The organism is Pseudalkalibacillus hwajinpoensis (assembly GCF_015234585.1).
Taxonomy (GTDB): Bacteria; Bacillota; Bacilli; order Bacillales; family Guptibacillaceae; genus Guptibacillus; species Guptibacillus hwajinpoensis_B.
Genome location: NZ_JADFCM010000002.1, coordinates 140340 through 166211, shown reverse-complemented (window position 1 = coordinate 166211; position 25872 = coordinate 140340). Strand labels below are relative to the sequence as shown.

The window sequence follows — 25872 nt, the reverse complement described above, 5'->3', positions numbered from 1 at the left end:
TATAATGGCTAATACAAAAGTAGCAATTATCGCATCGAACGGAAGTCTCTTTGACGCGTATAAAGTATTAAATGTGGCAACAGCTGCAGCAGCTTCTGATGCAGCTGTTGGTATCTTTTTTACATTTGAAGGTCTTAATTTAATTCATAAAGAAGGACACAAAAACTTACCAATTCCTGAAGGAAAAGAGCACTTCCAGGAAGGGTTTGAAAAAACAAACGTACCTTCAATCGAAGAGCTTATTGGTGTTGCACAGGAGTTAGATATTAAATTAATCGCTTGTCAGATGACAATGGACGTTATGGGGCTTGAAAAAGAAGAATTCGTTGATGGAATTGAAGTAGGCGGCGCAGCCTCATACATTGACTATGCGAAAGATGCTAATATCTCTTTAACATTCTAAACAAAGGAGGAATTCGGCTTGTCTGTTAAGACGATTACAACAAATGAAATAGCAAAAAAGGTTGTCAATAACGAAGAAACAACAATACTAGATGTTCGAAACACTGATGAATTTGATGATTGGAAAATTGAAGGTGGAAAAGTAGATGTTATTAATGAACCGTACTTTAATTTACTAGATGGAATTGAAGATGTAGAAGATAAACTTGGTAAGAATCAGGAAATAATCGTCGTCTGTGCAAAGGGCGGCTCCTCACAAATGGTAGCAGAAATGTTCGATGAAGCTGGTTTTACAGATGTTTATTCCCTTGAAGGCGGAATGAAAGCATGGAGTGAACATTTAGAGCCGACAAAAATCGCAGATCTTACTGGCGGTGGAAGCCTATATCAATTCGTACGCCTAGGAAAAGGGTGTCTATCGTACTTTATTGAATCTGATGGCGAAGCTGCGATTGTCGATGCCAACAGAATGATTGGTAATTATGAAAAATTCGCTGAAGAAAAGGGTGTGCAAATCAAGCACTTGATCGATACCCACCTTCATGCTGATCATATCTCAGGTGGACGTAGTTTGGCAGAAAAAGCTGGTGGAACATACAATCTTCCTCCAAAGGATGCTACAGAAGTGACGTTTGAATATCATCCACTTGAAGAAGGTAACGATATAGTTGTGGGAAATACGACTATGAAAGTTCAGCCATTGTACTCACCTGGTCACACAATTGGAAGTACGTCGCTCATTATCGATGATCAGTATCTTCTAACAGGAGACATTCTATTTGTTGAGTCCATTGGACGACCTGACCTTGCAGGTAAAGCAGAAGACTGGGTAAGAGATTTACGTAACACGTTATATAAACGTTATAAAGAGCTTTCAGATGACTTGATCGTATTACCTGCACACTTCTCATTCTCTAGTGAATTAGGTGAAGGTGGACAAGTATCTGCACGTTTAGGAGATCTTTATGAGAAGAACGCAGGTCTTCGGGTTGAGGATGAAGAGAAGTTCAGAAGTATGGTGACGGACAACCTTCCACCGCAACCTAATGCTTATGAAAAAATCAGAAAAACGAACATGGGGAAAGTAACCCCTGATAATGAAGAACAGAGAGACATGGAAATTGGGCCAAACCGCTGTGCGGTTCACGGATAATAAGGAGGATACCAATGGAATCAACTAAAGTATTAGACGCAAAAGGACTGGCATGCCCTATGCCGATCGTTAAAACTAAGAAATCAATTCAGGAATTGAACTCAGGAGAAGTATTAGAGGTTCATGCGACAGACAAAGGTGCAAAAAGTGATATTGCAGCTTGGGTGAAATCTGGAGGCCATGAACTACTACAAGATACAGAAGAAGATGGAATACTAAAATTCTGGATTAAAAAAGCATAAAAAAATAATAAGGGCCCATTGGGTCCTTATTTAAATAAGAAGGTGAAAACATGGAAATGGAATATAGTATTTATTTCTTAACCGTCATCTTTCTAATCGGCTTTGTCGGTTCCTTCGTATCTGGAATGGTAGGAATTGGTGGATCGATTATCAAGTACCCTATGCTGCTCTATATCCCGGCATTATTAGGACTTTCCGCCTTCACTGCCCATGAAGTGGCAGGTATTAGTGCAGTCCAAGTCCTGTTTGCTACAATTGGTGGTGTATGGGCATATCGAAAAGGCGGTTATTTAAACAAAACATTGATCATCTACATGGGGATTAGCATTTTGATCGGTAGCTTTATCGGTGGATTTGGCTCAAAATTCATGACAGATGGTGGCGTAAATCTCGTCTATGGCATACTTGCTACCATTGCTGCGATCATGATGTTTATTCCTAAGAAAGATAATGATGATATGCCGATGGATCAAGTAACCTTTAACAAATGGTTAGCAGCTTTTTTTGCATTTCTAGTCGGTATCGGAGCTGGAATTGTTGGGGCAGCAGGTGCTTTTATTCTTGTCCCAATCATGCTGTTAGTTTTAAAAATCCCAACTCGTATGACGATCGCATCATCACTTGCAATAACATTTATTTCTTCCATAGGTTCGACGGCAGGTAAAGTCTTTACTGGACAGGTATTGTTTATTCCTGCAGTGGTCATGATCGTAGCAAGCTTAATTGCTTCTCCATTAGGAGCGAACTTCGGGAAGAAAGTAAATACGAAAATTCTCCAGATTATTTTAGCACTATTGATTTTGGGAACCGCGATCAAAATCTGGATAGAGCTTTTAGGATAATTCATAGTCAATTGTTAAAACCGTTACGCGTTTTATTAAAAAAAGTAGCGGTTTATTTTTAGATAAGGTGAATGGTAATAAAGTAGCGGCTTCGAGTAATAGGGGGCAAACAAAAGAATAGCATTTTTTATTGAAAATACATGAAATCTGCATAAAGTACGGGGATAAGACTAATAGCTTGTAATTTACAAGAGATAGAATCTAATATTAGAAGTTTTAAAAGGAGTGGATCAAGATGATGAACGGTGGCGGAATGGGTGGAATGGGAGGTGGCTTCTTTGGTTTTGGCTTCCTTTTTATTCTTATCATTATTACAATAATCGTTGTCGTTTTTTGGATGAGGAATCCGGGATCAAGTAGTAAGTCTTCTTCAACTAATTCTGCGGAAACGTTAAAAGAACGTCTCGCGAAAGGTGAAATTACAGAAGAAGAATATGACCGGTTAAAAAGGAAACTTAATAGCTAATTTATAATGTTAAAAATATCCTGGAGTTCATCCTTAAATGATGAACTCCATATTAACGTCAACAAAACCATATAAGAGGTGAAACGGAATGAAGCGAAAAGTAATCGGATCAATCTTAATCGTCACTCTACTCGTTATTGGTGGAGCGGTCTTTCTCAACTCTCCTTTCTATAGTAGTGGAGGTTCAACCTTACCTGAGGGGGTTACACAAGGGGAGACGAGTATTCTAGAAGTGAATGCACAGGGGCCAGAGGATCGACCTGTAAAGACGTTCAACCTAATTGCAGAGGAGACTGAATGGGACATCAGTGAAGGTAAGAAAGTCAATGCGTGGACGTACAACGGGACGGTGCCTGGGGAACCTTTGCGTGTTACAGAAGGAGATTTCATTCGAATTAATTTAAAGAACGAATTGGATGTGCCAGTCACAATTCACTGGCACGGGATGTTACTGCCAAATAAAATGGATGGTGTTCCAGGGCTCACACAGGATGCTGTACAACCAGGAGAGTCATTCACATATGAATTTATTGCCAATGATGCGGGAACATACTGGTATCATTCGCACCAGCATAGTTCTAAACAGGTGGATAAAGGTCTATATGGTTCACTAGTGATTGAAGAGAAGCAAAAAGAATATGAAAAAGAGGAGTTTTTCATCCTTGATGAATGGGCCGTCAACCAGGAGAAAAGAGACATCACGAATATGGGTGGCATGATGAAGGGCGCTATGTCAGGGAACGGCGAAGCTGATACCGAACAGATGTATGATACCTTTACAGTGAACGGAAAAGCGGGACAGGCCGTTGAACCACTTGTTATGAAAGAAGGAGAAACGGCAAGATTGCGCTTCGTCAACGCAGGTTACCAGCAACATCAATTGGTGTTCCCTGAAAATGCAATGAAAGTGATCGAAGTTGATGGTGAAAAGGTTAAGAATTCAGGTGGTACCTCGAACGTACTAGAAATCGCGCCTGGCGAACGGATCGATGTAGAATACACAAGACAGAGTAGTAAAGCTACAATAATTAAAGAGAACTCTAATCGAGAAAATGCAGATGATATGGTAATCCCTGTTGTCTCCAGTGAAGAGGATGCTTCTGTTCCAAGCAATCAATCGATTTCATCCTCTGGCTCTGATGTTGCAACTGGCACTTCATTTGGAAGTGAAGAGGTGATTTTTGAAGAAGTACCTGAACCTGACGTCACGTATAATATGGACTTGAACATGGGAATGGACATGGGGGAAGGTGTAGCTTTTCAAATTAATGATCAGGTCTTTCCGGATACCCCTCCTATCGACGTGAAAGAGGGAGATATCGTTAAGGTGAAAATAACGAATACAGGAAATATGAATCATCCCATGCATTTACACGGCCATCGATTCCAGGTAGCCTCAAAAAATGGCAACAAATATGATGCACCGCGTGTAAAGGATTTAATCCACGTTAAGCCAGGAGAAGAATACACAATCTACTTCAAAGCTGATAACAAAGGAGAATGGTTGTTTCACTGTCATGATAACAACCACGCTGCTCGTGGAATGGTAACAATCGTAGATTACAAAGGTGTCTATTCACCTTTCGAGCTTAGTGGAGAGCACAATAACCAGCCAAATTAAAATTGTTTCTGGATGACTTCGGTATAATATCGGGGTCCTTTTTATTTGATAATAATATTCTCTTTGTTACGTAGAAGAGTTCTGAAACAATCCAAGATACCATGACTAACGATAAAGCCTTTGCGATTATAATTGGAATAACATATAAATCGGTAGTGATTGTAAGAGTGGTAGAGTTTAATTGTCAAGGGAGCGAGAGATTTATAGATCAGTTTGATTCAATCATAGTTTTTGTCTTAAAAAAACATATTTTCTGCACATTAAATTCATACTCTGAAGGCAATATTTTCTTGAGCCATCACATTACGGTATAATAAAAGGAAGATAACGGAAGTAGGAGGAGTACTATGAAGAAGAATATAAGCGCAATAGCCTTTACACTTTTTATACTCTCATTATTTTTGGTTGCATGCGGTAATAATGAAAACATGAATGAGGGTACAAATACGGGATCTTCAAACATGGATTCTGATTCAGGAGAAAGTATGGACAGCATGAATCATGCAGAGTCTAGTGACATTCCAGAAGGCTTAAAGGAAGCAAACAACCCAACATATGAAGTTGGTAGTAATGCCATCATCACAGCAAATCATATGAAAGGGATGGACGGTGCTGAGGCTACGATCAAAGGTGCTTATCAAACGACAGCATATGTGATTTCGTATACACCTACTTCCGGTGGTGAAAAAGTAGATAACCACAAGTGGGTCATACAAGAGGAAATAGAAGAAGCTGGCGGTGAAAATTTAGAAGAAGGAATGGAAGTTACCATTACGGCTTCACACATGGAGGGTATGAACGGAGCTAAAGCCATCATCGATTCGGAAAATTCTACCACTGTCTATATGGTAGATTATATGCCTACTACAGGTGGAGAGGAAGTAACCAATCATAAATGGGTTACAGAATCTGAACTAACCGTTAAATAGAGTGAAATTATTCTAGCCCTGTTTTTTATCATGCATCTATTCTGCCTTAAAAAGTGGAACAATTAACATTTTGCACATATTCTCAATAATTATTTGTTAGAGTATTTGTGAATGTGAATACAGGAAAAAGGATGGTCATGATTTGAAAACAAAATGGTTTCCTTTAATAGGAACAACAATCTTACTAATTAGTGCAGGATGTCAGAATGATGAGGAAACAAAAACGGAAGAAAACACTGAAGTAGTTCAAGTCGAAGAGGGAGAAGCAAAGCTTGTTTCATTAAAAGAGTCTAATTTATATGGGGAATTACAAGATAAAAAAATAGAACATGTTCATGGGATCGGATACCCTGGCAATCGCAATGAATTATTGATTGCGACTCACAATGGACCCCTCATCAATTATGAGGATACATGGTATGAAGCGAAAGAAAATAAAAATGATTACATGGGGTTTAATGCGGTATCTGATGGATTTTATAGTAGTGGCCATCCAGGAGTGGGATCAGACCTTCTAAACCCGATGGGGCTAATTAAAAGTACGGATAGAGGAAATACGATAGAAGAGCTAGGGTTCCAGGGAGAATCAGACTTCCATTACCTCACAGTAGGTTATGAGAGTCATGCTATCTATGCAGTGAATCAAGAAAAGAATAGTGAGATGGATATTGGAGTTTATTTTAGTGAAGATGCAAAAGAATGGGAACAAGTTCAGCTAAAAGGGACTCCTAATCAATTATCTGGAATAGCGACTCACCCCGTTGAATCAAACGTACTAGCAATAACATCTCCAACTGGTTTATATTTTTCAAGTAATAAGGGAAGTTCTTTTGAGCGTGTTTCTGATGAAGTAGCTGTAAGCTCAGTCTCATTTATGGGAAACCAACTTGTTTATGCTAAAGAAAATAACAGGTTAGTTATTCAAGATCTTAGTATGGGGGATGAGAAGGAGTTACCAATGCCAAATGATGAAATTGAAATGATCGATCATATCGCTGTGAATCCTCAAAATGAAAAAGAGATTGTTTTTCATACCACAAACGAATCGATTTATCGAACGACCAATCTAGGGGAAGAATGGGAACAACTCGTTAAAAAGGGGAAATCGCTGATTAAGCGGGGCTGAAGTAAGGAGCTTAAAATGTATGATGTTTTTAATTCATTAAGTCAAATTCTTAGTGGACCTCTGACTACACTGGCATACCAGACTAATTCGATTCCTTTGTTATCAGCTTTCATTCTTGGAGTGCTTGGAGCGACCGCGCCTTGCCAGTTTACAGGAAATATTGGCGCGATTACGTTCTATGGGAGTCGTTCATTTCAAAAAGGAATTGCCTGGAGCGAAGTATTTTCATTTATTTTAGGTAAAATCGTTGTTTTCTCAAGCTTGGGCTTAATCGTTTGGATCCTTGGGCAAGAGTTTCAGCAAAGCCTCACAAAGGTTTTACCAGTAGCAAGGAAATTATTCGGACCTCTCGTCATTTCAATAGGTTTATATCTGTTAGGGGTATTTAAAATGAACTGGAGTGTAAAGCTTGGTGAGGTTCCAGAAAGATTTCTGAAGAAGGGCAAATGGGGAGCTTTTCTAATGGGAGGAAGCTTTTCGTTAGGATTTTGTCCTACAATGTTTTCGTTGTTTTTTATATTACTTATGCCCCTTGTTCTTGCAAGTCCGTATGGTGCATTCCTCCCGGCTACTTTCGCGATAGGCACGTCATTGCCGTTCATGTTCGCGATGTTCTTGATCTGGTATTTCGGATTAAGTGGCGCCTTTCTTAAAAGGAGTAAAAAAATTGGAGTTACTTTACAAAGAATTGCGGGAATTACACTTATTGTGATTGGGCTCCTCGATGCGATCACGTACTGGTTCTAAAAAGTTTTATGAAAAAAGGGAGGGAAATATAAATGGGAAAGACAGTAGTCACGGTTTATACAAGGCCAACTTGAGGTGATTGCCAAAAGTTGAAAGAGTTTCTTTCAAATTCATCGATATCTTTTGAAGAACACGACGTATCCTCTTCTCCCAATGAAGAAAAAGGCATGATTAAACAATTTGGAAATCGAATCGTCCCGGGAATAATTATCACTGTCGTTTCGTTATTGGAATTAAAAAGAAAAGAATACAAATTTACCGGTTTTGAAAACAATGAAGAAAGGATCAAATCTCTTCTTCTCTAAAGAACTAATATTAAAGGAGCTGTCCATCTTCGGAGGGACAGCTCCTTTTCATAGTCAGAGTACAAAATGTAAGATAAACCCAATACTTACAAATAAAATAGAAGCATACGTAACAATATTCATAAATACTGAATCTTTATGATGATGATTCATGTGCATTCCGCTGTTTGACTTCTTAAACTTACGGTTTAATCCAAGAGCTACGATGGTTAATCCGATGAACAACATGTTAAACCAGAACGTGTAGTTAATCTTGAAAGGATTTTCCTTCATAATCTGCTTCGCAGAGTCAGGCAATATACCTAGGGCAGAAAACGCGCCATGCAGGGTTAATGCTGTAATAACAATAGCGATAAAGAAAACACCTGCTATATACATAGCTGTTTTCTTACCATAGTATTTGGCATTAACTTTAACAATCGGAGGCACCATTAAGTCCGAATAAATGAAGGCCATGATTCCTCCGAACGTCACACCACTTGAAGCAATGATCGTTGCAATAGGAATATTCCCCATCGAACCAATGAATGTCAAAGCCGCGGCAAATGGAGCGATAAGTACATTTTCAAGGAGTTTCCAAAAACCGATGTTATCTTGATTGGCCAAGAAAATGGTTTTCCAAACACTTTCGGGTACAAAAGCTTTCATTATTCCAGCAACAGTAAATCCGATAATTATCTCTTTCCATACCATCTGCCAATTCATCACGAACTCCATGCCAACCTGGTACCAGCCTTTTTTACTTTTTATCTTTTCTTTCCAGTTAAATTCTTCTTTCTCCTCATCATCAAGACGATCACGAGACTCTTTGACTAACTTTTCTGGGTATGTAACTTTCACAATACCCCACATAATAAGGATAAGGAGAATTCCTCCAATGATTTCTGCTATTACAAATTGCCAACCCAGGAAAATATAAATTAGAATACCTAATTCCACAACTAGGTTCGTGGATGCAAAGAGAAAGGCGAGGGTAGGAATAAAATGAGCTCCTTTTTTGAATAAACTCTTTCCTGCAGCTAGTGCTGCAAATGAGCAAGAGGAGCTAATTCCTCCAAACAGGGCAGATAAACTAACAGATTTTAAGCTATCGTCACCCATGTACTTCACCATCTTATCTTTTGAAACGAATGTCTGGATCATCGAACTGATTAAATATCCTAGTACAAAAGCCCAACCAGTTTTCCAGAAAAAACCGACTGATGAGAAGGCAGCTTCTCCGATTTTTTCAAGCATTGTGAATCCCTCCTGAAATAGTTTAATTAATATGTTCGCTATGAACGATCTTTTAAGGTGTTACCCATAAATTATAGCGTTTAAACAATTACCCTATGAGGGTATAAAAAATTAAGTGCGGTTAAGTCTAATACAGTATAAGATAATTAAGATTTATATCTTGACTATAATACCTAACGGGGGTATATTATAGTTAAAATAGAAAAAAGGAGATGAACTGAATGAATGATGATTTGGACCTTGATCTTCCGCTTCAACCGGATAAACAGCCTTCTGAGGACAGAACGGAAGAAGAGAAGCAACAATTACAAAATCGCTTGAAGCGAATAGAAGGGCAAATTCGTGGAATTCAGAAAATGGTCGGTGATGATCGCTATTGTGTTGATATTCTTATTCAACTATCTGCCATTCAAGCAGCTTTGAAAAAAGTAGGATATTCCTTACTTGAGAGACATACTAAAACGTGTGTAGCGAGCTCGATTAAAGAAGGAAAAGGTGATCATCAGATAGAGGAATTGATGAAAGTAATCCAACAATTCTCCAAATAAGAAGGTGATGAAATGGATGGTACGAAAAAAGTTTCATTCGATATAACTGGTATGACCTGTGCTACATGTTCTCAGCGTATAGAAAAAGTCCTAAACAAAATGGACGGTGTTGAAGCTAATGTGAATCTCGCGATGGAAAGAGCTGATGTTCAATTTGATGAACAACAAGTTAAAGCTTCTGACATCGTAAATAAAATAGAAAAGCTCGGTTATGGTGTTCGTAAAGAACAAGTTGAACTAGACATACATGGTATGACCTGTGCTGCCTGTTCGACTAGAATCGAAAAAGGGTTGAATCGTACCTCTGGAGTAGATTCAGCATCAATAAACCTTACGACAGAATCAGGAATTGTGGAGTATCAGCCAAGTGAGGTTACGGTAGATGAGATCATTCAGAAAGTAAAGAAATTAGGATACGATGCAATCGTTAAGAAGGATCGCGAAGAGAAGAAATCGCATAAGGAAGAAGAAATAAAGAAGAAGAAGGTAAAGCTCGGTATATCGATCTTGCTTTCATTGCCACTGCTTTACACCATGATTGCTCATCTTCCTTTTGATGTTGCTCTTCCATTACCTGAACTCTTTATGAATCCATGGTTTCAATTCCTATTAGCTACACCTGTACAGTTCTATATCGGTGCTCCGTTTTATGTCGGAGCTTATCGCGCACTCATTAATAAAAGTGCAAACATGGATGTTCTCGTTGCACTAGGGACATCTGCTGCCTACTTTTATAGTGTAGTGGAAGGCATTCGACTACTTATTACACCAGGGTATAATCCTGAATTGTATTTTGAAACGAGTGCTATATTGATTACCCTTATTCTTGTCGGTAAGTTGTTTGAAGATCTTGCTAAGGGTAGGACGACTCAGGCGATCACAAAGCTTCTTAACTTACAGGCGAAAGAGGCTAGTGTCATCAGAGATGGTGAAGAAGTGAAGATTCCTGTTGACCAGGTGGTAGTTGGGGATACTATTATCGTTCGGCCGGGTGAAAAGATCCCTGTAGATGGTACCGTCCAAAAAGGGAAATCGTCCGTAGATGAATCGATGATTACCGGAGAGTCGATACCAATTGAAAAGACGGATGGTGATGCCGTCATCGGTTCGACTATGAATGAAAATGGTACATTAACGTTAACGGCAGAAAAAGTAGGGAAAGATACTGCATTAGCAGGTATCATCAAAATTGTAGAAGAAGCTCAAGGCTCCAAAGCACCTATTCAAAGAATGGCAGATATTATCTCTGGGATTTTTGTTCCAATCGTTGTAGGGATCGCAGTCGTAACCTTTCTCGTATGGTATTTATGGGTGAACCCATACAATCTACCACAAGCACTTGAAGTGGCGATTGCCGTTCTAGTTATTGCTTGTCCATGCGCACTTGGACTAGCGACACCTACTTCGATCATGGTTGGCACAGGGAAAGGTGCTGAAATGGGTGTACTATTCAAAGGTGGCGAGTATCTTGAGGGCACACACAAAATCGATGCAATTCTTCTAGATAAAACGGGAACGATCACAAAAGGGAAACCGGAAGTGACGGACTTCACTGTTTTTGAAGGAAATGAACAAGGGGTCTTAGCCTCTCTTGTTGCAGCAGAAAAAGCTTCTGAGCATCCACTTGCAAGGTCGATTGTCCAATATGGTGAACAGAGGAAAATTAAATTGGAAGAGGCAGAGAGTTTCGAGGCGATACCTGGCCACGGAATTACGTCTATGATCGATGGCAAAAGGGTTCTAATCGGAACCAGAAAACTAATGAAACGTGAGAATGTGGAGTATACTCATCATGAAGATCAGATGGCAGCCTATGAAACAGAGGGGAAAACTGCCATGTTCATCGCCATTGAGCAAAACGTTATGGGTATCATCGCTGTTGCTGATACAGTGAAAGAAACATCGAAACAAGCGATCCATGAATTGCGAGAACTTGGTATCGATGTTTATATGATTACTGGTGATAATAAACGAACGGCAGAAGCGATTGGAAAGCAAGTAAATATCACTGGTATATTTGCAGAAGTTCTTCCAGAAGACAAAGCAAATAAAGTAAAAGAATTACAGGGTCAAGGGAAACGAATTGCTATGGTAGGTGATGGTATTAACGATGCGCCAGCTCTTGCGACAGCTGATATAGGAATGGCGATCGGTACTGGCACAGATGTTGCGATTGAGACGGCCGATGTTACCCTCGTCGGTGGGGATTTAGACCATATTCCAAAAGCAATCAACTTAAGCCGAAAAACAATGACAAACATTCGTCAGAATTTATTCTGGGCATTATTCTACAATTCGATCGGGATTCCGATCGCTGCACTCGGTCTATTAGCACCGTGGGTAGCTGGTGCCGCAATGGCTTTCAGTTCAGTATCTGTAGTTACGAACTCACTTCGTTTGAAGCGAGTTAAAATATAATCTCATTCTTGGAAGGAGTTTTTCTTAATGGAACAATCAACAATCACTATCAAAGGGATGACATGTAATCACTGCAAAACGGCGGTTGAAACGGCATTAACTGAGTTAGATGGTGTGTCAGGAGTAGAGGTAGATGTGAAAAAAGGTAAAGCAGATGTATCATACGATTCATCAAAGGTTACTGTTTCTGATATGAATGAAGCAGTCGAAGATCAAGGATATGACGTGGTATAGCTGTAAAAGCTAACGGAAAAGTAGGTATTTAACGATCTTCCTAATTCATTCACAGATTCTCGACATTTTTAAAGTATAGTAACAGACAACATATTTAAACCATAATGAAGGGAGAAGATAGTCGTGAAATTCGATTTTACGCTCAAAACATCTTTAGCAATTGATGAAGTTGTAAGTTCACTTGAGCAATCGCTTAAAGAGGATGGATTTGGAGTTCTCTGGGATTTTGATTTAACAGGTAAGCTTCAGGAAAAGGGCATGGATTTCAATACGCCATATCGTGTACTTGAAGTATGCAATCCTAAAGAAGCTGAACGTGTGCTGAATGAAAATAAAATGGTCGGATACTTCTTGCCTTGTAAAATTGTCGTCTACGAAGAAGATGGTGAAACATTTGTTGGTCTGCCAAGGCCAACTGCTTTAATTGATTTTATTAATAATCAGAAATTGAGCGACATAGCGAGTGATATTGAAAAACGTTTAACGACATCCATTGAAACTGCGCTTTTTTCCAGTCGATAGTGTTTTCTGTCTATCCTGTTACGTTACTGATGTCTTGTGGTAAGGCTCACGTTTTTGAAGCATGTGATAGACAATAGTAAGCATTCGATGCCACACGGCAACGAGTGCTTTTTTCTTTCTTCCTCTTGAGGCTAATAACAGCAGACGATACCTAATCGTTTGTTTCGACTTTTTGAGACGGCCCAGTCAGATTCACATAAGGCGGTTTTAATATGAGGATTACCTTTGATAGATTGGGTGCTTTTTCTTTTTCCAGCACTTTCATGATTTCCTGGTGATAATCCTGTCCAGGAAGCAAGGTGTTTGGCCATTGGGGATTGGCCCATGGCCACCCCTATTCAGTGATAATGATGGTAGCTGTGTCTTTTTTGATTCCAGGCATTATGATCAGAAGGTTCACTTCTTCTTGTTACTTCTAGAGCTGGTCAATTCGTTTTTCTATTTCTGAAATGAAGTTTTCTAAATATGCCAGATGCATCCAGGATTGTTTAATAGAAAAGGGCAGGCGATCTGTTAACGTTTAAAATAATGAATCACCACCCAGGAATGAAAAAAGAAAGAGAAGCAAAACAACTATTCGATTCAAGTATTGATGGTATTTTTATATTCAATGATAAAGGGTACTTATGTGATATGAATCCTGGTGCACAGGATTTGAGTGGATTGGATGAGTCTAAAAATGGGTTGGTATATCATTTTAACAATAGAATCGTTAGAAATTGAGTAAAGGCTGAACGAATCGACGTTCAGCCTTTACTCCTACATCTAAAATCCAGTAAATCCATCAAAAAAACGCCCAGCTAAAAATGAAGTTAATTTCGTCATGAAATCAAAGTATAAAAGAACGCCCATCAACATCATTGTGAAACCACCTATTTTGATTATTTTGCGGTTGTATTTCTTTATCCATTTCATTCTGCCAATAAAAAAAGACATTAATAGAAAGGGGACTGAAAATCCAGCCGTATAAGCAATCATATAGATTAATCCTTGACCTGGGTTCGAAATTCCTAACGCAATTACCGCAGCTAGTATAGGACCTGTGCATGGGGTCCATCCGGCAGCGAAACCCATTCCAATCAAACTAGAACCAACGTAACCAGAAGGCCGATTTTTAAGAGTGATTTTCTTTTCACCCATTAAAAATGTAGGCTTATAAATCCCTACGACTACCAACCCAAAAAAGAAGATGATAACAGCGCCAATCTGTCTAATTAGATTGTTATATTTAATAAAAAGAGTCCCTATTAAGGATGTTGATAGACCTAGTACGACGAAAATGATGGAAAATCCCAGTAAGAAAGAGAGGGTGTGAAGAATTGCCCTGCGCTGTAACATCCCATTTCCTTCTTTGATTTCATCTACAGAAATCCCAGTAATATATGAAAGAAAAGCAGGGTATAAAGGTAGACAACAGGGAGAAATAAACGAAAGCAAGCCCGCTCCGAACGCCAGAAAGATACTCACATCAACCACGACTTCACCTCCAAACTTTAATAAATAGACTTTCTACTAATAACTTTAAAATCATATATTGGACTTGACTTTTGTTCAATCTGTCTTTCTTCAATATCAAACCAATTATACCCATATAGGGGTATAATTCAACAAGGGAAATTTAAAACAATGGACGATCAGAACATGTCTTTCTTACGATGAGACTGAATGATATGCATACTGGCAGGGAGTGGCTGTTTATTCTTTAAAAACTTAAAATGGCAAAACTGCATCATTTCTACATAATTATTTAGTAATCTATCTCCAAATCCATTAATGATAAAAGAAGATCAAGGGAGTGATGATTGACAGAACGTTCGTTTATTCAAATGATATAAAACGAGAATATAGTAGGAAAAGGAAGTGCTTTAGATGGAGTCTACCATTCAACCACTAAGTCGTATTGCAATTGAAGTAGGTCCAGTCACCGTTTACTGGTACGGAGTAATTATTGCATTTGGTGCATTTCTTGGATTATCTTTTGTTCTGAAGGAAGCTGAACGATTAAGTTTTAATAAAGAAATATTTATAGATTTAATCTTATATGCTGTTCCTATATCAATAATATTTGCGAGAATCTATTATGTACTATTTAGCTGGGATTACTATAAAGATAATCCAGGAGATATTATTGCAATATGGGAAGGCGGTATCGCGATCCATGGAGCTTTAATTGGTGCTGTCTTAACAACAGTGGTTTTTTCGAGAATAAAAAAAGTTTCATTTTGGAAACTAGTTGATATTGCTGCTCCAGGCTTATTAATTGGACAGGCAATAGGTCGCTGGGGAAACTTCATGAATCAGGAAGCTCATGGAGGTCCAGTCACACGGAGCTTTCTTGAAGGTCTTGCTCTACCTGATTGGTTAGTGAATCAAATGTTTATAGAGGGGACGTATTACCACCCTACTTTTCTATATGAATCACTTTGGAATGTGCTTGGTTTGATCCTGATACTTATTATTCGAAGAAAAGTGAGCTTAAAACGAGGAGAGTTGTTCCTTAGCTATGTGATCTGGTATTCAATTGGAAGGTTTTTTATCGAGGGGATGCGTACAGACAGTTTGATGTTAACTTCTTCTATTAGAATGGCACAGGCTATATCAGTCACGTTAATTATATTGAGTATGATCTTAATCTACTATCGTAGAAAACAAATAAATTCACTACCTAACTATGCTGATAAGTCTTAAGCTTTGAAAAGATTTCTTTTTCATAATGTAGATAACTCTCATGAAAGGACAGAAAGGTGAACTTACTTTTACGAATCGGGGCAATATTTTTTTGAAAACTAGGCCAGAGAATGGTCTGGTTTTTTTATTGTTTAGTAGTGTAAATCTACCCAAAATGATTGTATGAATAGACAATTTCCGTTTTAATTCGTTTGGTATGTAACAAGATTGAAATGTTACTGACATCGAAAATTGGCGGTTTCTGCATATTCAGTAGATAAAATATCTAAAGATGTAACTAATAGGAGGATGAACAAATTGAGAAGAATATTTACTTTGTTAGGAATTACTATTTTAATAGTAGGAGCCTCACCACCCGGTTTTACATATGCTAGTGAGAATAAAATTGAGAAAAAGATTAATCAAATACAAAAGGATAAAGATAAAACAAAAACCACTACAGAAGAAAAACAAGACGAACTTCAAAAAAATCAAAGTGAGCAAATGACTATTGAAACACAGATAAAAAGACTAGATGAAGACATTACTCAAGCAAGTGAAGAAATAGAAAACAAACAAGATGAGATTAAAGATAATAAAGATGCAATAGCAACCTTGAAGTTGGAAGTTAATAAGGTTGAAGAACGAATTGAGGAACGAAATACGTTATTAAAAGGAAGAGTTCGATCGATATATCAAAAAGGTGGCTCAATTCAATACATAGATGTATTATTAGGTGCTGAAAATTTCGGGAATTTAGTTCAGCGCTTTGTTACTCTAAGCACAATTGCGGAGCATGATAAGACCATTATAGAAGAACATGAAGCTGATTTAAAGTTGTTGGAACAACAAAAAAAGGAAATGCAACGTATGAGTAAATTGTTAGAGAATCAGTTGGTTGCACTTGAAGAAGCAAAAGATGCTTTAAATAGCAAGATTGAAGAGAAGAACCGACTAATGAATAGCCTTCAAGAACAAGAGGAGCAAATTTCGAACGAGATTACTGACCTTAGAGAAATCGAATCGAATTTAAATGCTCAAGAGGATGCACTTCGACTAGAATTGAAAAAGCAGCAAGAACGTGAAGCAGCTGCAAGGAAAAAAGCAGAGGAAGAAGCCACCAGGGAAAGGGCAGAAAAAGAAGCAGCTAAGGAAGATGTAGAAAAAGAAGTTGAAGAGGAACAACCAAAAACAATGCAAAAACCAGTATCAAACGCTACATCCAATTCAGGAGAAAACAATGACAACTCATCAAATGAGAATCACTCACCTCAAAAAGAGGGTTCTACCAACGATGAAAAGACCGCCGAAGCTTTAGTAAAGAAGAGTGAATCTGGATTTATGATGCCTACAGCCGGAAGATTAACTTCAACTATCGGGGAACGATGGAATAAATTTCATGCAGGTATTGATATAGCGAAATCTGGAATTGTTCCAGTTGTAGCATCAGCTGCGGGTACTGTCAGTCGATCTTATTATTCAACAAGCTATGGAAATGTCGTGTTTATCACTCATTATATTAATGGGCAGCAATACACGACAGTCTATGCACATATGAGAGACCGTACGGTAAGTACAGGGCAAAGCGTTTCTCAGGGCCAACAGGTTGGGAATCAAGGAAACACAGGAAACTCCTTTGGACAACATCTACATTTTGAACTTCATAAGGGTGCCTGGAACTCTTCTAAGTCAAATGCAGTGAATCCACTTAGCTATATCAATTAAAGTATGAGAGGTTGCGGTATAATTCTTCGCAACCTTTTTTATTTGGTAGATTAGTGTTTTGCCTCCATTCAATAAAGAATGAAAAGATAAGTTGTGTGAATCTACTTTTTTGATTTCTTTAACAGTTGCTAGTCTACTAATTAAGAGACTATCGCAATGATTGCGGTATATTACAACATAAATTTGTCCAAAAATACATTTCTCTTGCACGATCTCTGCATAATGATTCCATATAATGCAATGGAGAAGAAACATTTTTGGAGGTGACTCATTGTGAACAAAACAGCAATTCCTCTGTTTTTATCATTACTATTTGTTTTAGCAGCTTGCGCAGATGATAAGTCTACTCAGACAGTCTCAACGGACAATGATAATCAGGTGAAAGTGGAAGCAAAAAATGAAAATTTGGATGGCAAGGAAATTAAAGAATTTGAACTAATTGCCCAAGAAGGGGAGTGGGAATTCAACTCCACACAATCTCTTTCTGTTTGGACATTTGGTGGAACAGTTCCTGGTAAAGAAATTAGGGTAAAAGAAGGAGAAGCTATTCGTGCGACATTAATCAATAAATTAGAAGAGCCAACCTCCATTCACTGGCATGGTGTTCCCCTTTCAAATAAACAGGATGGTATTCCGGGGGTTACTCAAGATGCTGTATTACCCGGGGAGGACTACACATACGAGTTTGTAGCAAATGATCCCGGAACATATTGGTACCATTCTCATCAAGATGGTGTAAACCAAATTGATAAAGGATTATATGGGACTCTCATAGTTGAGCCGAAAGAAGGAGAAAGTGTGAACAAGGATTATACGTTAGTTCTTGATGAATGGGAGTCAGGAAGTGAAGAAAGTTCTGAAGACCATAATATGATGAGCGAGTCGAGTGATCCCAAAAGTACGGATAGCGAAGATGAAGGTTCTGGTGGAATGATGGATGAGATGATGGCACATGATATGAGTTCTTACGACTTATTTACGATAAATGGAAAAACATCTGAAAGTGTTGAACCATTAAAAGTTAAAAGAGGCGAAAAAGTTAAATTGAGATTTATTAATGCAGGCTATATGGCTCACAAAATGCACATTCCAGTAAACTACCGAGTTACGCATGTTGACGGTCAAAAAATAAATAAACCAAAGTCTCAGTCACCGTCTATACTAGAAATTGCTCCAGGAGAGCGATATGATATTGAGTTTACAGCAGATCAAAATGGAAACTTTACGATTGATTGTCACGGTGAAATGAAAGGCGCAGAAAACATGAAAATTAATGTCGTCTTTGAAGGAGAATCTCTTAACATGGTCAGCCATCAGGATGATGAAGATTCAATAATTGACTTTAACAAACTCGGAGAAAATAAAGAAGGACCATTTTCTTTAGATGATCAGTTCGATGTCGAATATAAGATGGACCTGGGTGTGAAAATGAACCATGAGTCAATGGATATGGAATGGACTATCAACAATGAAACTTTCCCCGATACCAGTCCATTAAAAGTGAATAAAGATGATAAAGTGAAAGTAACCTTAACAAACAACAGTAAAGATAAATCAGTTCATCCTATGCACCTCCACGGTCACTTTTTTCAAGTTTTAAGTAAAAACGGGAAAGAATTAAAAGGTGCTCCGATCATTAAAGATACGCTTAACGTCAAGCCGGGTGAGACATACGAAGTTGCCTTTTTAGCTGATAATCCAGGTAATTGGTTATTTCATTGCCACGATTTACACCATGCATCTAACGGAATGGTAACGATGGTAAAATATAACGATTTTAAAGAGTTTTATAAAAGTAGTGGTGATGTTGAGAATATGCCAGAATAAAAGGTTATGTATTATTGAAACATTGATTAAATCTTTAAAAGAGCAACGATCTAATAGTAGCATTTATGCTATTAGATCGTTGCTTCTTTTTATTGCCATAAGATCTGTCATGTACAATCATCAAACCTTATATAAATAAGAGAGGACAACCGTGAAGGAGGATGAATGGAATGGACATGATGATATCCGTAGAAATTGTTATAGCAGCCATTATTGTGATGTGGATAATGAAAACGGTCTTCACATATAGAAATAAAATATCACCCAGTGCAGGTATGATGACTGCCATGACGATGGGAATGTTGATTGGCTTATTAGGTGGAGTGACTGTTGGGGTATTAAATCCTGGGGGACTCTTGCATTCTACTATAATTGGGGTATTAATCGGTTTGGTTGGTGGGTTTATTACAGGTTTACCATTTACAACGATGGCTGTGCTAGATGGAGGTTTATCAGGGCTGATGGGAGGCATGATGGGAGTGATGCTTGGAGATATGGTCGCATCCAATCTGCAGTCTATTCTTCTTGAATATATGTTTTGGCTGTTTATATGTTTTACACTTATCCTGATTTATCTTTTATATGATGTTATCACACTCAAATTACCATTACTAATAAGAAGTCCAATACTTCTTACGATCACCCTCGTATTATTTTTTTTAGCTATTGGACAACTTGACGTTCCTAAAGAAGTGGGCAATGAAGAGGAGAGGACTAACTCACATACGATACATGAGGAAGGGAAAGAAGTATCAAATGCAAAGGGAGGTGTTGCTTCTTTAGACAACATAACAAGGGTAGTTGCTAGGGAATTTTCATATTCACCCAAAACCATACAAATTGAAGGCGGAAAACCTTTTACTCTCATTATGAAAAATATTGGCGACATTGAACATGATTTAGAACTAACCGCTGCAGATGGATCGGTTATTCATCTTCACGCCCTTCCAGGAGAAGAAAAGCAAAAACACCTTAACTTACCGGTTGGAACATATCAATTTGAATGTACGTTACCAGGACATAAGGAAGCAGGCATGCTTGGGAGTATGGTTGTTTCTAAATAAATATACAGCAACATCTAAACCTCTGCTCGTTTAAGGGGTTTATTTTTGCCATAAATGTAATCATATTTTATCCATTTCTGCACGGAATCTTCTCATTTGCAACGTATCCTTTAAAGTGAGTTAGTTTGATATTAAAAGGAGTGCAAATGAGATGTGCGGTTTTATTGGATATATACAAGACAAAAACGAAGAAATTAGTGAAATAGAGTACAACAACTTAATGAATATGAATCGAATCATTACTCATAGAGGACCTGACGATGAAGGTTATTACACTGATAACCACGTTCGATTCGGGTTTAGGCGTTTGAGCATTGTAGACTTACAAAGCGGTCATCAACCACTATCTTTTGAAGATCATCGTTACTGGATCATATTTAATGGTGAAATATACAACCATGTTGAAATTCGAAACCAATTAACTCAAGTTGGTCTAACATTCAAAACCAACTCAGATACAGAAGTCTTACTTGCTCTTTATGCTTATAAAAAAGAAAAGTGTTTAGAAGATTTAAGAGGAATGTTTTCGTTCGTTATTTGGGACAAGCAGGATAAAGAGCTATTTAGTGCAAGAGATCGATTCGGAATCAAACCGTTATACATGATGCAAAAAAATGAAAAAGTTTATTTCGCATCAGAACAAAAAAGTTTATTCATGGAATATAGTGACAATCAAGTGAACCGAGAATCGCTACATCATTACTTATCGTTTCAATACGTTCCAGAGCCTGAAACCATGTTACTAGACGTTCATAAAGTTCAGCCTGGCCACTATATTAGAAAGAAAGTAGGTCAACCGTTAGAGGTAACATCTTACTGGGAACCTGAATTTCACGTTTCCACTACAGACGCACAAACACAAATGAAACAAATAAAGAAAAGCTTGCATCAATCAGTTAAGGCTCATATGAGAAGTGACGTTCCAGTAGGTGCGTTCCTTTCTGGTGGAATCGATTCAACAAGTATTGTTGCAATCGCAAAAAAGTTTAATCCTGCTATCAAAACGTTTACCGTTGGTTTTGAAAGAGAAGGCTACAGTGAGATCGATGTGGCGAAAGAAACGGCTGAGGCGTTAGGTGTTGAAAATATTCACTACAAAATTACCCCAGAAGATTTCATTAACGAACTATCCAGAATTATTTGGCATATGGATGATCCCGTTGCAGATCCAGCAGCTATACCTCTTTACTTTGTAGCAAGGGAAGCAAGTAAACATGTGAAAGTTGTTCTTTCGGGTGAGGGCGCAGATGAATTGTTTGGAGGTTATAACATCTATCGAGAGCCTCAATCGTTAAATTCCTTTAATTATCTTCCAGCTCAAGCGAAAACGATGTTGACCTCATTCGCAAATATGCTCCCTGAAGGCACAAAAGGGAAAAGCTTTATTGAAAGGGGTTGTACAGCAATTGAAGATCGGTACCTTGGTAACGCAAAAATTTATAACGAACAAGAGAAAAGAAAAATACTAAAGCAATATGAATCTAAGTTTGATTTCAGAAAAGTCACTGAGCCATTTTACCAAAAGGCAAAGAAATATGATGATGTGAAGAAAATGCAGTATATCGACATCTGTACCTGGATGAGAGGCGATATTCTCGTTAAAGCTGATAAAATGACCATGGCTCATTCGCTGGAATTAAGGGTTCCATTTCTTGATAAAGAAGTGTTTACGATCGCCTCTCAATTATCGACGACTCATAATATCTCGAATAATACGACAAAATATTTATTACGCCAGGCTATGAAAGAAGTAATCCCTTCACACGTTCTGAATAGGAAGAAATTAGGGTTTCCCGTTCCGATTAGACACTGGCTTAAAGACGAGCTCTATCCTTGGGCATATCAATTGATCTCAGAAAGCCAAATGGATTATTTATTAAACAAAGATGAGATCTTTAAGCTACTTGAAGAACATCGAACTGGACAGAAGGATTACAGCCGTAAAATCTGGACTACTCTCGTGTTCATATTATGGCATCAGTTGTTTATTGAAAATAAAGAAGTAAAATCAATGAAAAATTTTCATCGTTATAAACAGGGCGCCGACGATCCGGCTGAATTACAAAATGCATAGGTTTTGTAGTATTTTAAGCAGTGCAAGAATATTCATTTGTTAGTTGTATTTTCGTGACCTAGGAAGTTCTTATCATCATCATTTTTTTCGAAATGCCGGTTAAGATTATTCATTTCAGGAAAAATACTAAAGTAACCGTAAGAAGGAACTTGATGATATCTCCGAGGTCTTAATACAGCAAAAGCTCCAAAACCCATTATCATAAATAGGGATTTGGAGCTTTTATGTTTATGCTTATTTAGTTGACGCTCACAAATTTATAGGAGGATTTTCTGATTCTCAGTAAAGCGACCATTCTCTCTATTCAAGGATTAGCAAAGGGGATCCTATGTTAACGACCGTTTTTTCATTGGCTATGTCCGTTTGTGTAGACAACTGTAAGTTGGTTTTTTTATCGTTAGCCATAACATAACTACTAATTTCATTTGTATAGCCATCATATATCATTTGACTATTGTCTTTATATCTATTCAAGATGTTCCCTTCTAATGATTGGAATGTATCTTCTAAGTATTTGGTTTGCTTAGTTTGAGACATCAATTGATTTAGTTCTATAGCTATAGAAAAATTAAGGCTTGGATTGATATTCATGGTTTGCAATGTACGCGTTAGAAAAACCCATTCGTTTTGAAAATCATCTCGTTTACTTCCTGATATATTTATCAAAAGATACCCGGTATACTTTCCAGGGAATTTAAGAGCATTCATTTCTTTTGCTACCCACTTCACCTGAACTTTTGTGGAATCTGAGAATCTTTTTTCTCCAAAATATTCAATAACATTATGTTTTCTTGGATGAAAGACAGGAAGAAGTTTCACGTCATAAGATTCTTGAAAGGTTTTTCTCATGGATCGAAACTTTTTTTCACTCAAGTATTCGGAAATTTCACTAGAATGAGCTAATTTAAATTCGGTAACAGTACCACTAAAACTCTCTATATCATTGATGAAAGATAAAGGGTATTCATTGGAAGGCTGATTAAATAAATTTTCAAAGTTGAATAAAAATAGGAATAAGCTCAAAATGCTAATAATAAGTAGAGTATTTTTTGTTCTTATGTATCTCACTAATCTCCCCTCCCAACTACTAATCTATTATTAACCAATTAACGGTGATTCATTCAGTTACTCTGGTTTTTTCATTTTATGAGCCAAAAAAATCGAACAATCAACAAAACAAGCTAACATAGTAGTCATTTATTAAAATGCACAATATCTGCATACTATAAGGGAAGGGCTTGTAAACGATGTTGAAGAGGTGAGGAAATTGTCTAATTATAAGGAGAACAGTCTCACATTACTAGGTGCCATTGGTTTAGGAACTGGAGTAATGATTAGTGCAGGTATTTTTGCATTATTGGGTCAAGTAGCAGAGCTTGCGGGAATGTGGTTTCCATTTATATTTATTGTCGGAGGCATTGTCACAGGGTTTAGTGCTTATTCATATGTGAAGATGAGCAATGAATTTCCATCAGCTGGTGGAATTGGAATGTTCTTAGTTAAAGCTTATGGAAAAGGGACATTAACAGCTTCAGCTTCTCTGTTGATGGCCATATCAATGGTCATAAATCAAAGTTTAGTTGCGAGAACATTTGGAACATATACATTGCAGATTTTTCAAATTGATCAATCGAGCGTTCTAGTCCCATTATTGGGAGTTGGGCTTTTGGTCTTTGCTTTTATCGTTAATATTTCAGGCAATCGTTTTATTCAAACTTTTACTTCAATTGTTTCACTTTTGAAGATCATGGGGTTAGTCATTTTTGCAATAGGTGGATTATGGGTAGCAGGTTTTTCTATTTCGCCGGCCGAGGGTGGTAGTGGAGCTCAGAATTCTACTGCGGTTGGCATCATTGCTTCAGTAGCTTTAACCATATTATCTTTTAAAGGGTTCACCACAATAACAAATAGTGGTTCAGAGATTGTAAAGCCAAAAAAGAATGTTGGACGCGCTATTATTGCCTCGATTTTAATTAGTTTGGTCATCTATTTATTATTAGCTTGGGCTGTTTCAAGCAACCTTCCATTAAGTCAAATTATTGCTGCAAAAGACTACTCATTAGCTGAAGCGGCGAGACCGGCTTTTGGAGAGTATGGTGTATGGTTCACTGTGGGAATAGCTATTATTGCCACAATTTCTGGAATAATTGCCAGTGTTTTCGCCGTCTCTCGAATGCTTGCCATGCTAACAGACATGAAGCTCATTCCCCATAAACATTTTGGCATGCCAGGACAAATACAGAAGCACACACTTGTATATACAATTGTACTCGCAATGATTTTAACAGTTGTATTTGATCTTAGTAGAATTGCTTCAGTTGGAGCAATCCTTTACCTTGTAATGGATATGATCGTACATTGGGGAGTTCTTAAGCATTTACGTGATAAGATAAATGCAAAAATCGGAATTGTATGGACGGCTTTAATTCTTGATATGGTCGTATTATTAGCCTTTTTATGGGTGAAAGCCACAACCGACTGGTTAATCGTCGTTGTCTCTGTCATGTTTATCATCTTTATTTTTGTTGTAGAACGGGTTTTCTTACGAGATAGAAGGGAAGAGTGAAGAATGGCTATGAAGCCCAAACGGGTGTTTAGTGAACGTTATGTAATTATTTGTTTAAGCTTAATTGTTTAGGGTTAGTCAATAGTAGAATTAGTAAAAAGATAAAAGAAGGAGGACTTTCATGTTGACACCTAATAATAATCAACTTTTTGGAGAAATGGTGAATGGAGTAAAACATTTTGAACTTACAGCCGAGCCTGTAAGACAAGAAATATTGGATGGAATTTTTATTGAAGGATGGGGTTATAATGGTTCAATTCCTGGACCAACACTAGTTGTAAATCCGAGTGATGAAGTATCCATAAGAGTGCACAATGAATTACCGGAATCAACAAGTGTACACTGGCATGGAATGGATTTACACGAAAATGTAGACGGGGGAGTGGAGGTTCAGTCTTCTCCTAGCATAAAACCAGGTGAATATTTTGATTATCGGTTCAAGATTACCAATCCACCAGGCACCCACATGTACCATACTCATGTTAATTCAATGAAGCAATTGATGATGGGTCTTGGTGGAGGGTTCATCATCAAGGAAAAAAATGACGAAATTAATAATGACTACTTCTTATTATTACAGGAATTCGCAGTAAAAGATTTGGAACATGGAAAGTTGGAAAAGGGTACCTATCCAATAAATCCACATTCCCATTCATTCAATTTCTACACACTCAATGGTCGTTGCTTTCCTCACTTAAGTCATCTTGAAACAGGACATGGAGAAAAGGTGAGAATTAGACTTGGAAGTTTAGGACATGGTTCGCACCCTATGCACATTCATGGCCATCAATTTTACATTGAAACTCAGGATGGTAATCCCCTTCCAGAAGCGATGAAAATGAAAAGAAACAGTGTAACTCTGGCATCAGGTGAAATATTTGATTTAATTGTAAATGCGAATAATCCTGGTATTTGGCCTTTCCATTGTCATACACCTCATCATATGTCTAATAATGGTACTGAAGGTCATGGAGGCATGATGACAGCTCTAGAATATAAATAATGCTAATTTGATATTCTACAAAGAAATTTATATTTACGATAGTTGATGTTGTATAGGAAGATAACAGGTTATTTAGTGATTAGTAGTATAAGAGAGACAGAGGAAAGGTTCTTCCGTTCCTCTGTCTCTCTTTAGTTATCCCATAAATTTATAAA

General features: G+C 37.7%; 25 protein-coding genes and 1 pseudogene. 22 read left to right on the top strand and 4 right to left on the bottom strand.

What is annotated here, in order from left to right; all coding sequences use genetic code 11:
• The first annotated feature begins 4 nt into the window (after positions 1-4).
• The 10 genes and pseudogenes from IQ283_RS08815 to IQ283_RS08770 all read left to right on the top strand — a co-directional run.
• A complete protein-coding gene (locus tag IQ283_RS08815; protein ID WP_194219817.1) occupies positions 5-403 on the top strand; it encodes a DsrE/DsrF/DrsH-like family protein in 399 nt (132 codons plus the stop codon).
• 18 nt (positions 404-421) lie between these two features.
• Complete coding sequence (locus IQ283_RS08810) at positions 422-1555, top strand: MBL fold metallo-hydrolase (RefSeq protein ID WP_194219816.1); 1134 nt, start codon at positions 422-424, stop codon at positions 1553-1555.
• 14 nt (positions 1556-1569) lie between these two features.
• Positions 1570-1797, top strand: a complete 228-nt coding sequence (locus tag IQ283_RS08805; RefSeq protein ID WP_194219815.1) for a sulfurtransferase TusA family protein — start codon at positions 1570-1572, stop codon at positions 1795-1797.
• 56 nt (positions 1798-1853) lie between these two features.
• Entirely contained in the window at positions 1854-2639 is a 786-nt protein-coding gene (locus IQ283_RS08800) for a sulfite exporter TauE/SafE family protein (RefSeq protein WP_194219917.1), read from the top strand.
• 235 nt (positions 2640-2874) lie between these two features.
• The gene (locus IQ283_RS08795; protein ID WP_194219814.1) at positions 2875-3105 is read left to right on the top strand and encodes an SHOCT domain-containing protein; all 231 of its coding nucleotides are present in this window, start codon (positions 2875-2877) and stop codon (positions 3103-3105) included.
• Between the two features lie 88 nt (positions 3106-3193).
• Positions 3194-4726: a multicopper oxidase family protein gene (locus IQ283_RS08790; RefSeq protein ID WP_194219813.1), complete on the top strand. Its 1533-nt coding sequence runs from the start codon at positions 3194-3196 to the stop codon at positions 4724-4726.
• Positions 4727-5073: 347 nt separating this feature from the next.
• Positions 5074-5655, top strand: coding sequence for a YdhK family protein (locus IQ283_RS08785; protein WP_194219812.1), 582 nt, complete (start codon positions 5074-5076; stop codon positions 5653-5655).
• Positions 5656-5797: 142 nt separating this feature from the next.
• On the top strand, positions 5798-6781 hold the full coding sequence (locus tag IQ283_RS08780) for a F510_1955 family glycosylhydrolase (RefSeq protein WP_194219811.1): 984 nt from the start codon (positions 5798-5800) through the stop codon (positions 6779-6781).
• A 15-nt stretch (positions 6782-6796) separates the two neighbouring features.
• Positions 6797-7528 carry a sulfite exporter TauE/SafE family protein gene (locus IQ283_RS08775; RefSeq protein ID WP_194219810.1) on the top strand — a complete coding sequence of 244 codons (732 nt, stop codon included), beginning with the start codon at positions 6797-6799 and terminating at the stop codon, positions 7526-7528.
• A gap of 86 nt (positions 7529-7614) precedes the next feature.
• A pseudogene (locus tag IQ283_RS08770) lies at positions 7615-7833 on the top strand (glutaredoxin family protein); the annotation flags it as partial.
• A 54-nt stretch (positions 7834-7887) separates the two neighbouring features.
• Here the strand turns inward: IQ283_RS08770 and IQ283_RS08765 are convergent.
• Positions 7888-9069, bottom strand: a complete 1182-nt coding sequence (locus IQ283_RS08765; protein ID WP_194219808.1) for a permease — start codon at positions 9067-9069, stop codon at positions 7888-7890.
• A 221-nt stretch (positions 9070-9290) separates the two neighbouring features.
• On the opposite strand from IQ283_RS08765, the gene IQ283_RS08760 reads away from it, so the two are divergent.
• The 4 genes from IQ283_RS08760 to IQ283_RS08745 all read left to right on the top strand — a co-directional run bounded on the left by IQ283_RS08760 (position 9291) and on the right by IQ283_RS08745 (position 12791).
• Positions 9291-9617, top strand: coding sequence for a metal-sensing transcriptional repressor (locus IQ283_RS08760; RefSeq protein WP_194219807.1), 327 nt, complete (start codon positions 9291-9293; stop codon positions 9615-9617).
• Positions 9618-9629: 12 nt separating this feature from the next.
• Positions 9630-12035, top strand: a complete 2406-nt coding sequence (locus IQ283_RS08755; RefSeq protein WP_194219806.1) for a heavy metal translocating P-type ATPase — start codon at positions 9630-9632, stop codon at positions 12033-12035.
• A 27-nt stretch (positions 12036-12062) separates the two neighbouring features.
• On the top strand, positions 12063-12269 hold the full coding sequence (copZ, locus tag IQ283_RS08750; RefSeq protein ID WP_194219805.1) for a copper chaperone CopZ: 207 nt from the start codon (positions 12063-12065) through the stop codon (positions 12267-12269).
• Positions 12270-12392: 123 nt separating this feature from the next.
• Positions 12393-12791: a DUF302 domain-containing protein gene (locus tag IQ283_RS08745; protein ID WP_194219804.1), complete on the top strand. Its 399-nt coding sequence runs from the start codon at positions 12393-12395 to the stop codon at positions 12789-12791.
• A gap of 131 nt (positions 12792-12922) precedes the next feature.
• Here IQ283_RS08745 and IQ283_RS24135 read toward each other — a convergent pair whose 3' ends face one another.
• A complete protein-coding gene (locus IQ283_RS24135; protein WP_242057303.1) occupies positions 12923-13117 on the bottom strand; it encodes an IS110 family transposase in 195 nt (64 codons plus the stop codon).
• A 202-nt stretch (positions 13118-13319) separates the two neighbouring features.
• On the opposite strand from IQ283_RS24135, the gene IQ283_RS24410 reads away from it, so the two are divergent.
• Positions 13320-13514 carry a PAS domain-containing protein gene (locus IQ283_RS24410; RefSeq protein ID WP_408962581.1) on the top strand — a complete coding sequence of 65 codons (195 nt, stop codon included), beginning with the start codon at positions 13320-13322 and terminating at the stop codon, positions 13512-13514.
• A gap of 42 nt (positions 13515-13556) precedes the next feature.
• Here IQ283_RS24410 and IQ283_RS08730 read toward each other — a convergent pair whose 3' ends face one another.
• Positions 13557-14267: a cytochrome c biogenesis CcdA family protein gene (locus IQ283_RS08730; protein ID WP_194219802.1), complete on the bottom strand. Its 711-nt coding sequence runs from the start codon at positions 14265-14267 to the stop codon at positions 13557-13559.
• Between the two features lie 393 nt (positions 14268-14660).
• Here IQ283_RS08730 and lgt point away from each other — a divergent pair, with 393 nt between their 5' ends.
• From lgt to asnB, 5 genes are all read left to right on the top strand, one after another.
• The gene (lgt, locus tag IQ283_RS08725) at positions 14661-15479 is read left to right on the top strand and encodes a prolipoprotein diacylglyceryl transferase (RefSeq protein ID WP_194219801.1); all 819 of its coding nucleotides are present in this window, start codon (positions 14661-14663) and stop codon (positions 15477-15479) included.
• Positions 15480-15776: 297 nt separating this feature from the next.
• Positions 15777-17183, top strand: coding sequence for a murein hydrolase activator EnvC family protein (locus IQ283_RS08720; RefSeq protein ID WP_194219800.1), 1407 nt, complete (start codon positions 15777-15779; stop codon positions 17181-17183).
• Between the two features lie 273 nt (positions 17184-17456).
• Positions 17457-19010, top strand: coding sequence for a multicopper oxidase family protein (locus IQ283_RS08715; RefSeq protein WP_194219799.1), 1554 nt, complete (start codon positions 17457-17459; stop codon positions 19008-19010).
• A gap of 170 nt (positions 19011-19180) precedes the next feature.
• A complete protein-coding gene (locus IQ283_RS08710) occupies positions 19181-20074 on the top strand; it encodes a plastocyanin/azurin family copper-binding protein (protein WP_194219798.1) in 894 nt (297 codons plus the stop codon).
• Between the two features lie 151 nt (positions 20075-20225).
• The gene (gene asnB / locus IQ283_RS08705) at positions 20226-22148 is read left to right on the top strand and encodes an asparagine synthase (glutamine-hydrolyzing) (RefSeq protein ID WP_194219797.1); all 1923 of its coding nucleotides are present in this window, start codon (positions 20226-20228) and stop codon (positions 22146-22148) included.
• A gap of 300 nt (positions 22149-22448) precedes the next feature.
• On the opposite strand, the gene IQ283_RS08700 is transcribed toward asnB, so the two are convergent.
• On the bottom strand, positions 22449-23216 hold the full coding sequence (locus IQ283_RS08700; RefSeq protein WP_194219796.1) for a YwmB family TATA-box binding protein: 768 nt from the start codon (positions 23214-23216) through the stop codon (positions 22449-22451).
• Positions 23217-23415: 199 nt separating this feature from the next.
• Between IQ283_RS08700 and IQ283_RS08695 the strand changes: the two genes are divergently transcribed.
• Positions 23416-24714: an APC family permease gene (locus tag IQ283_RS08695; protein WP_194219795.1), complete on the top strand. Its 1299-nt coding sequence runs from the start codon at positions 23416-23418 to the stop codon at positions 24712-24714.
• Positions 24715-24835: 121 nt separating this feature from the next.
• Positions 24836-25717, top strand: coding sequence for a multicopper oxidase family protein (locus IQ283_RS08690; RefSeq protein WP_194219794.1), 882 nt, complete (start codon positions 24836-24838; stop codon positions 25715-25717).
• Positions 25718-25872: the final 155 nt, after the last annotated feature.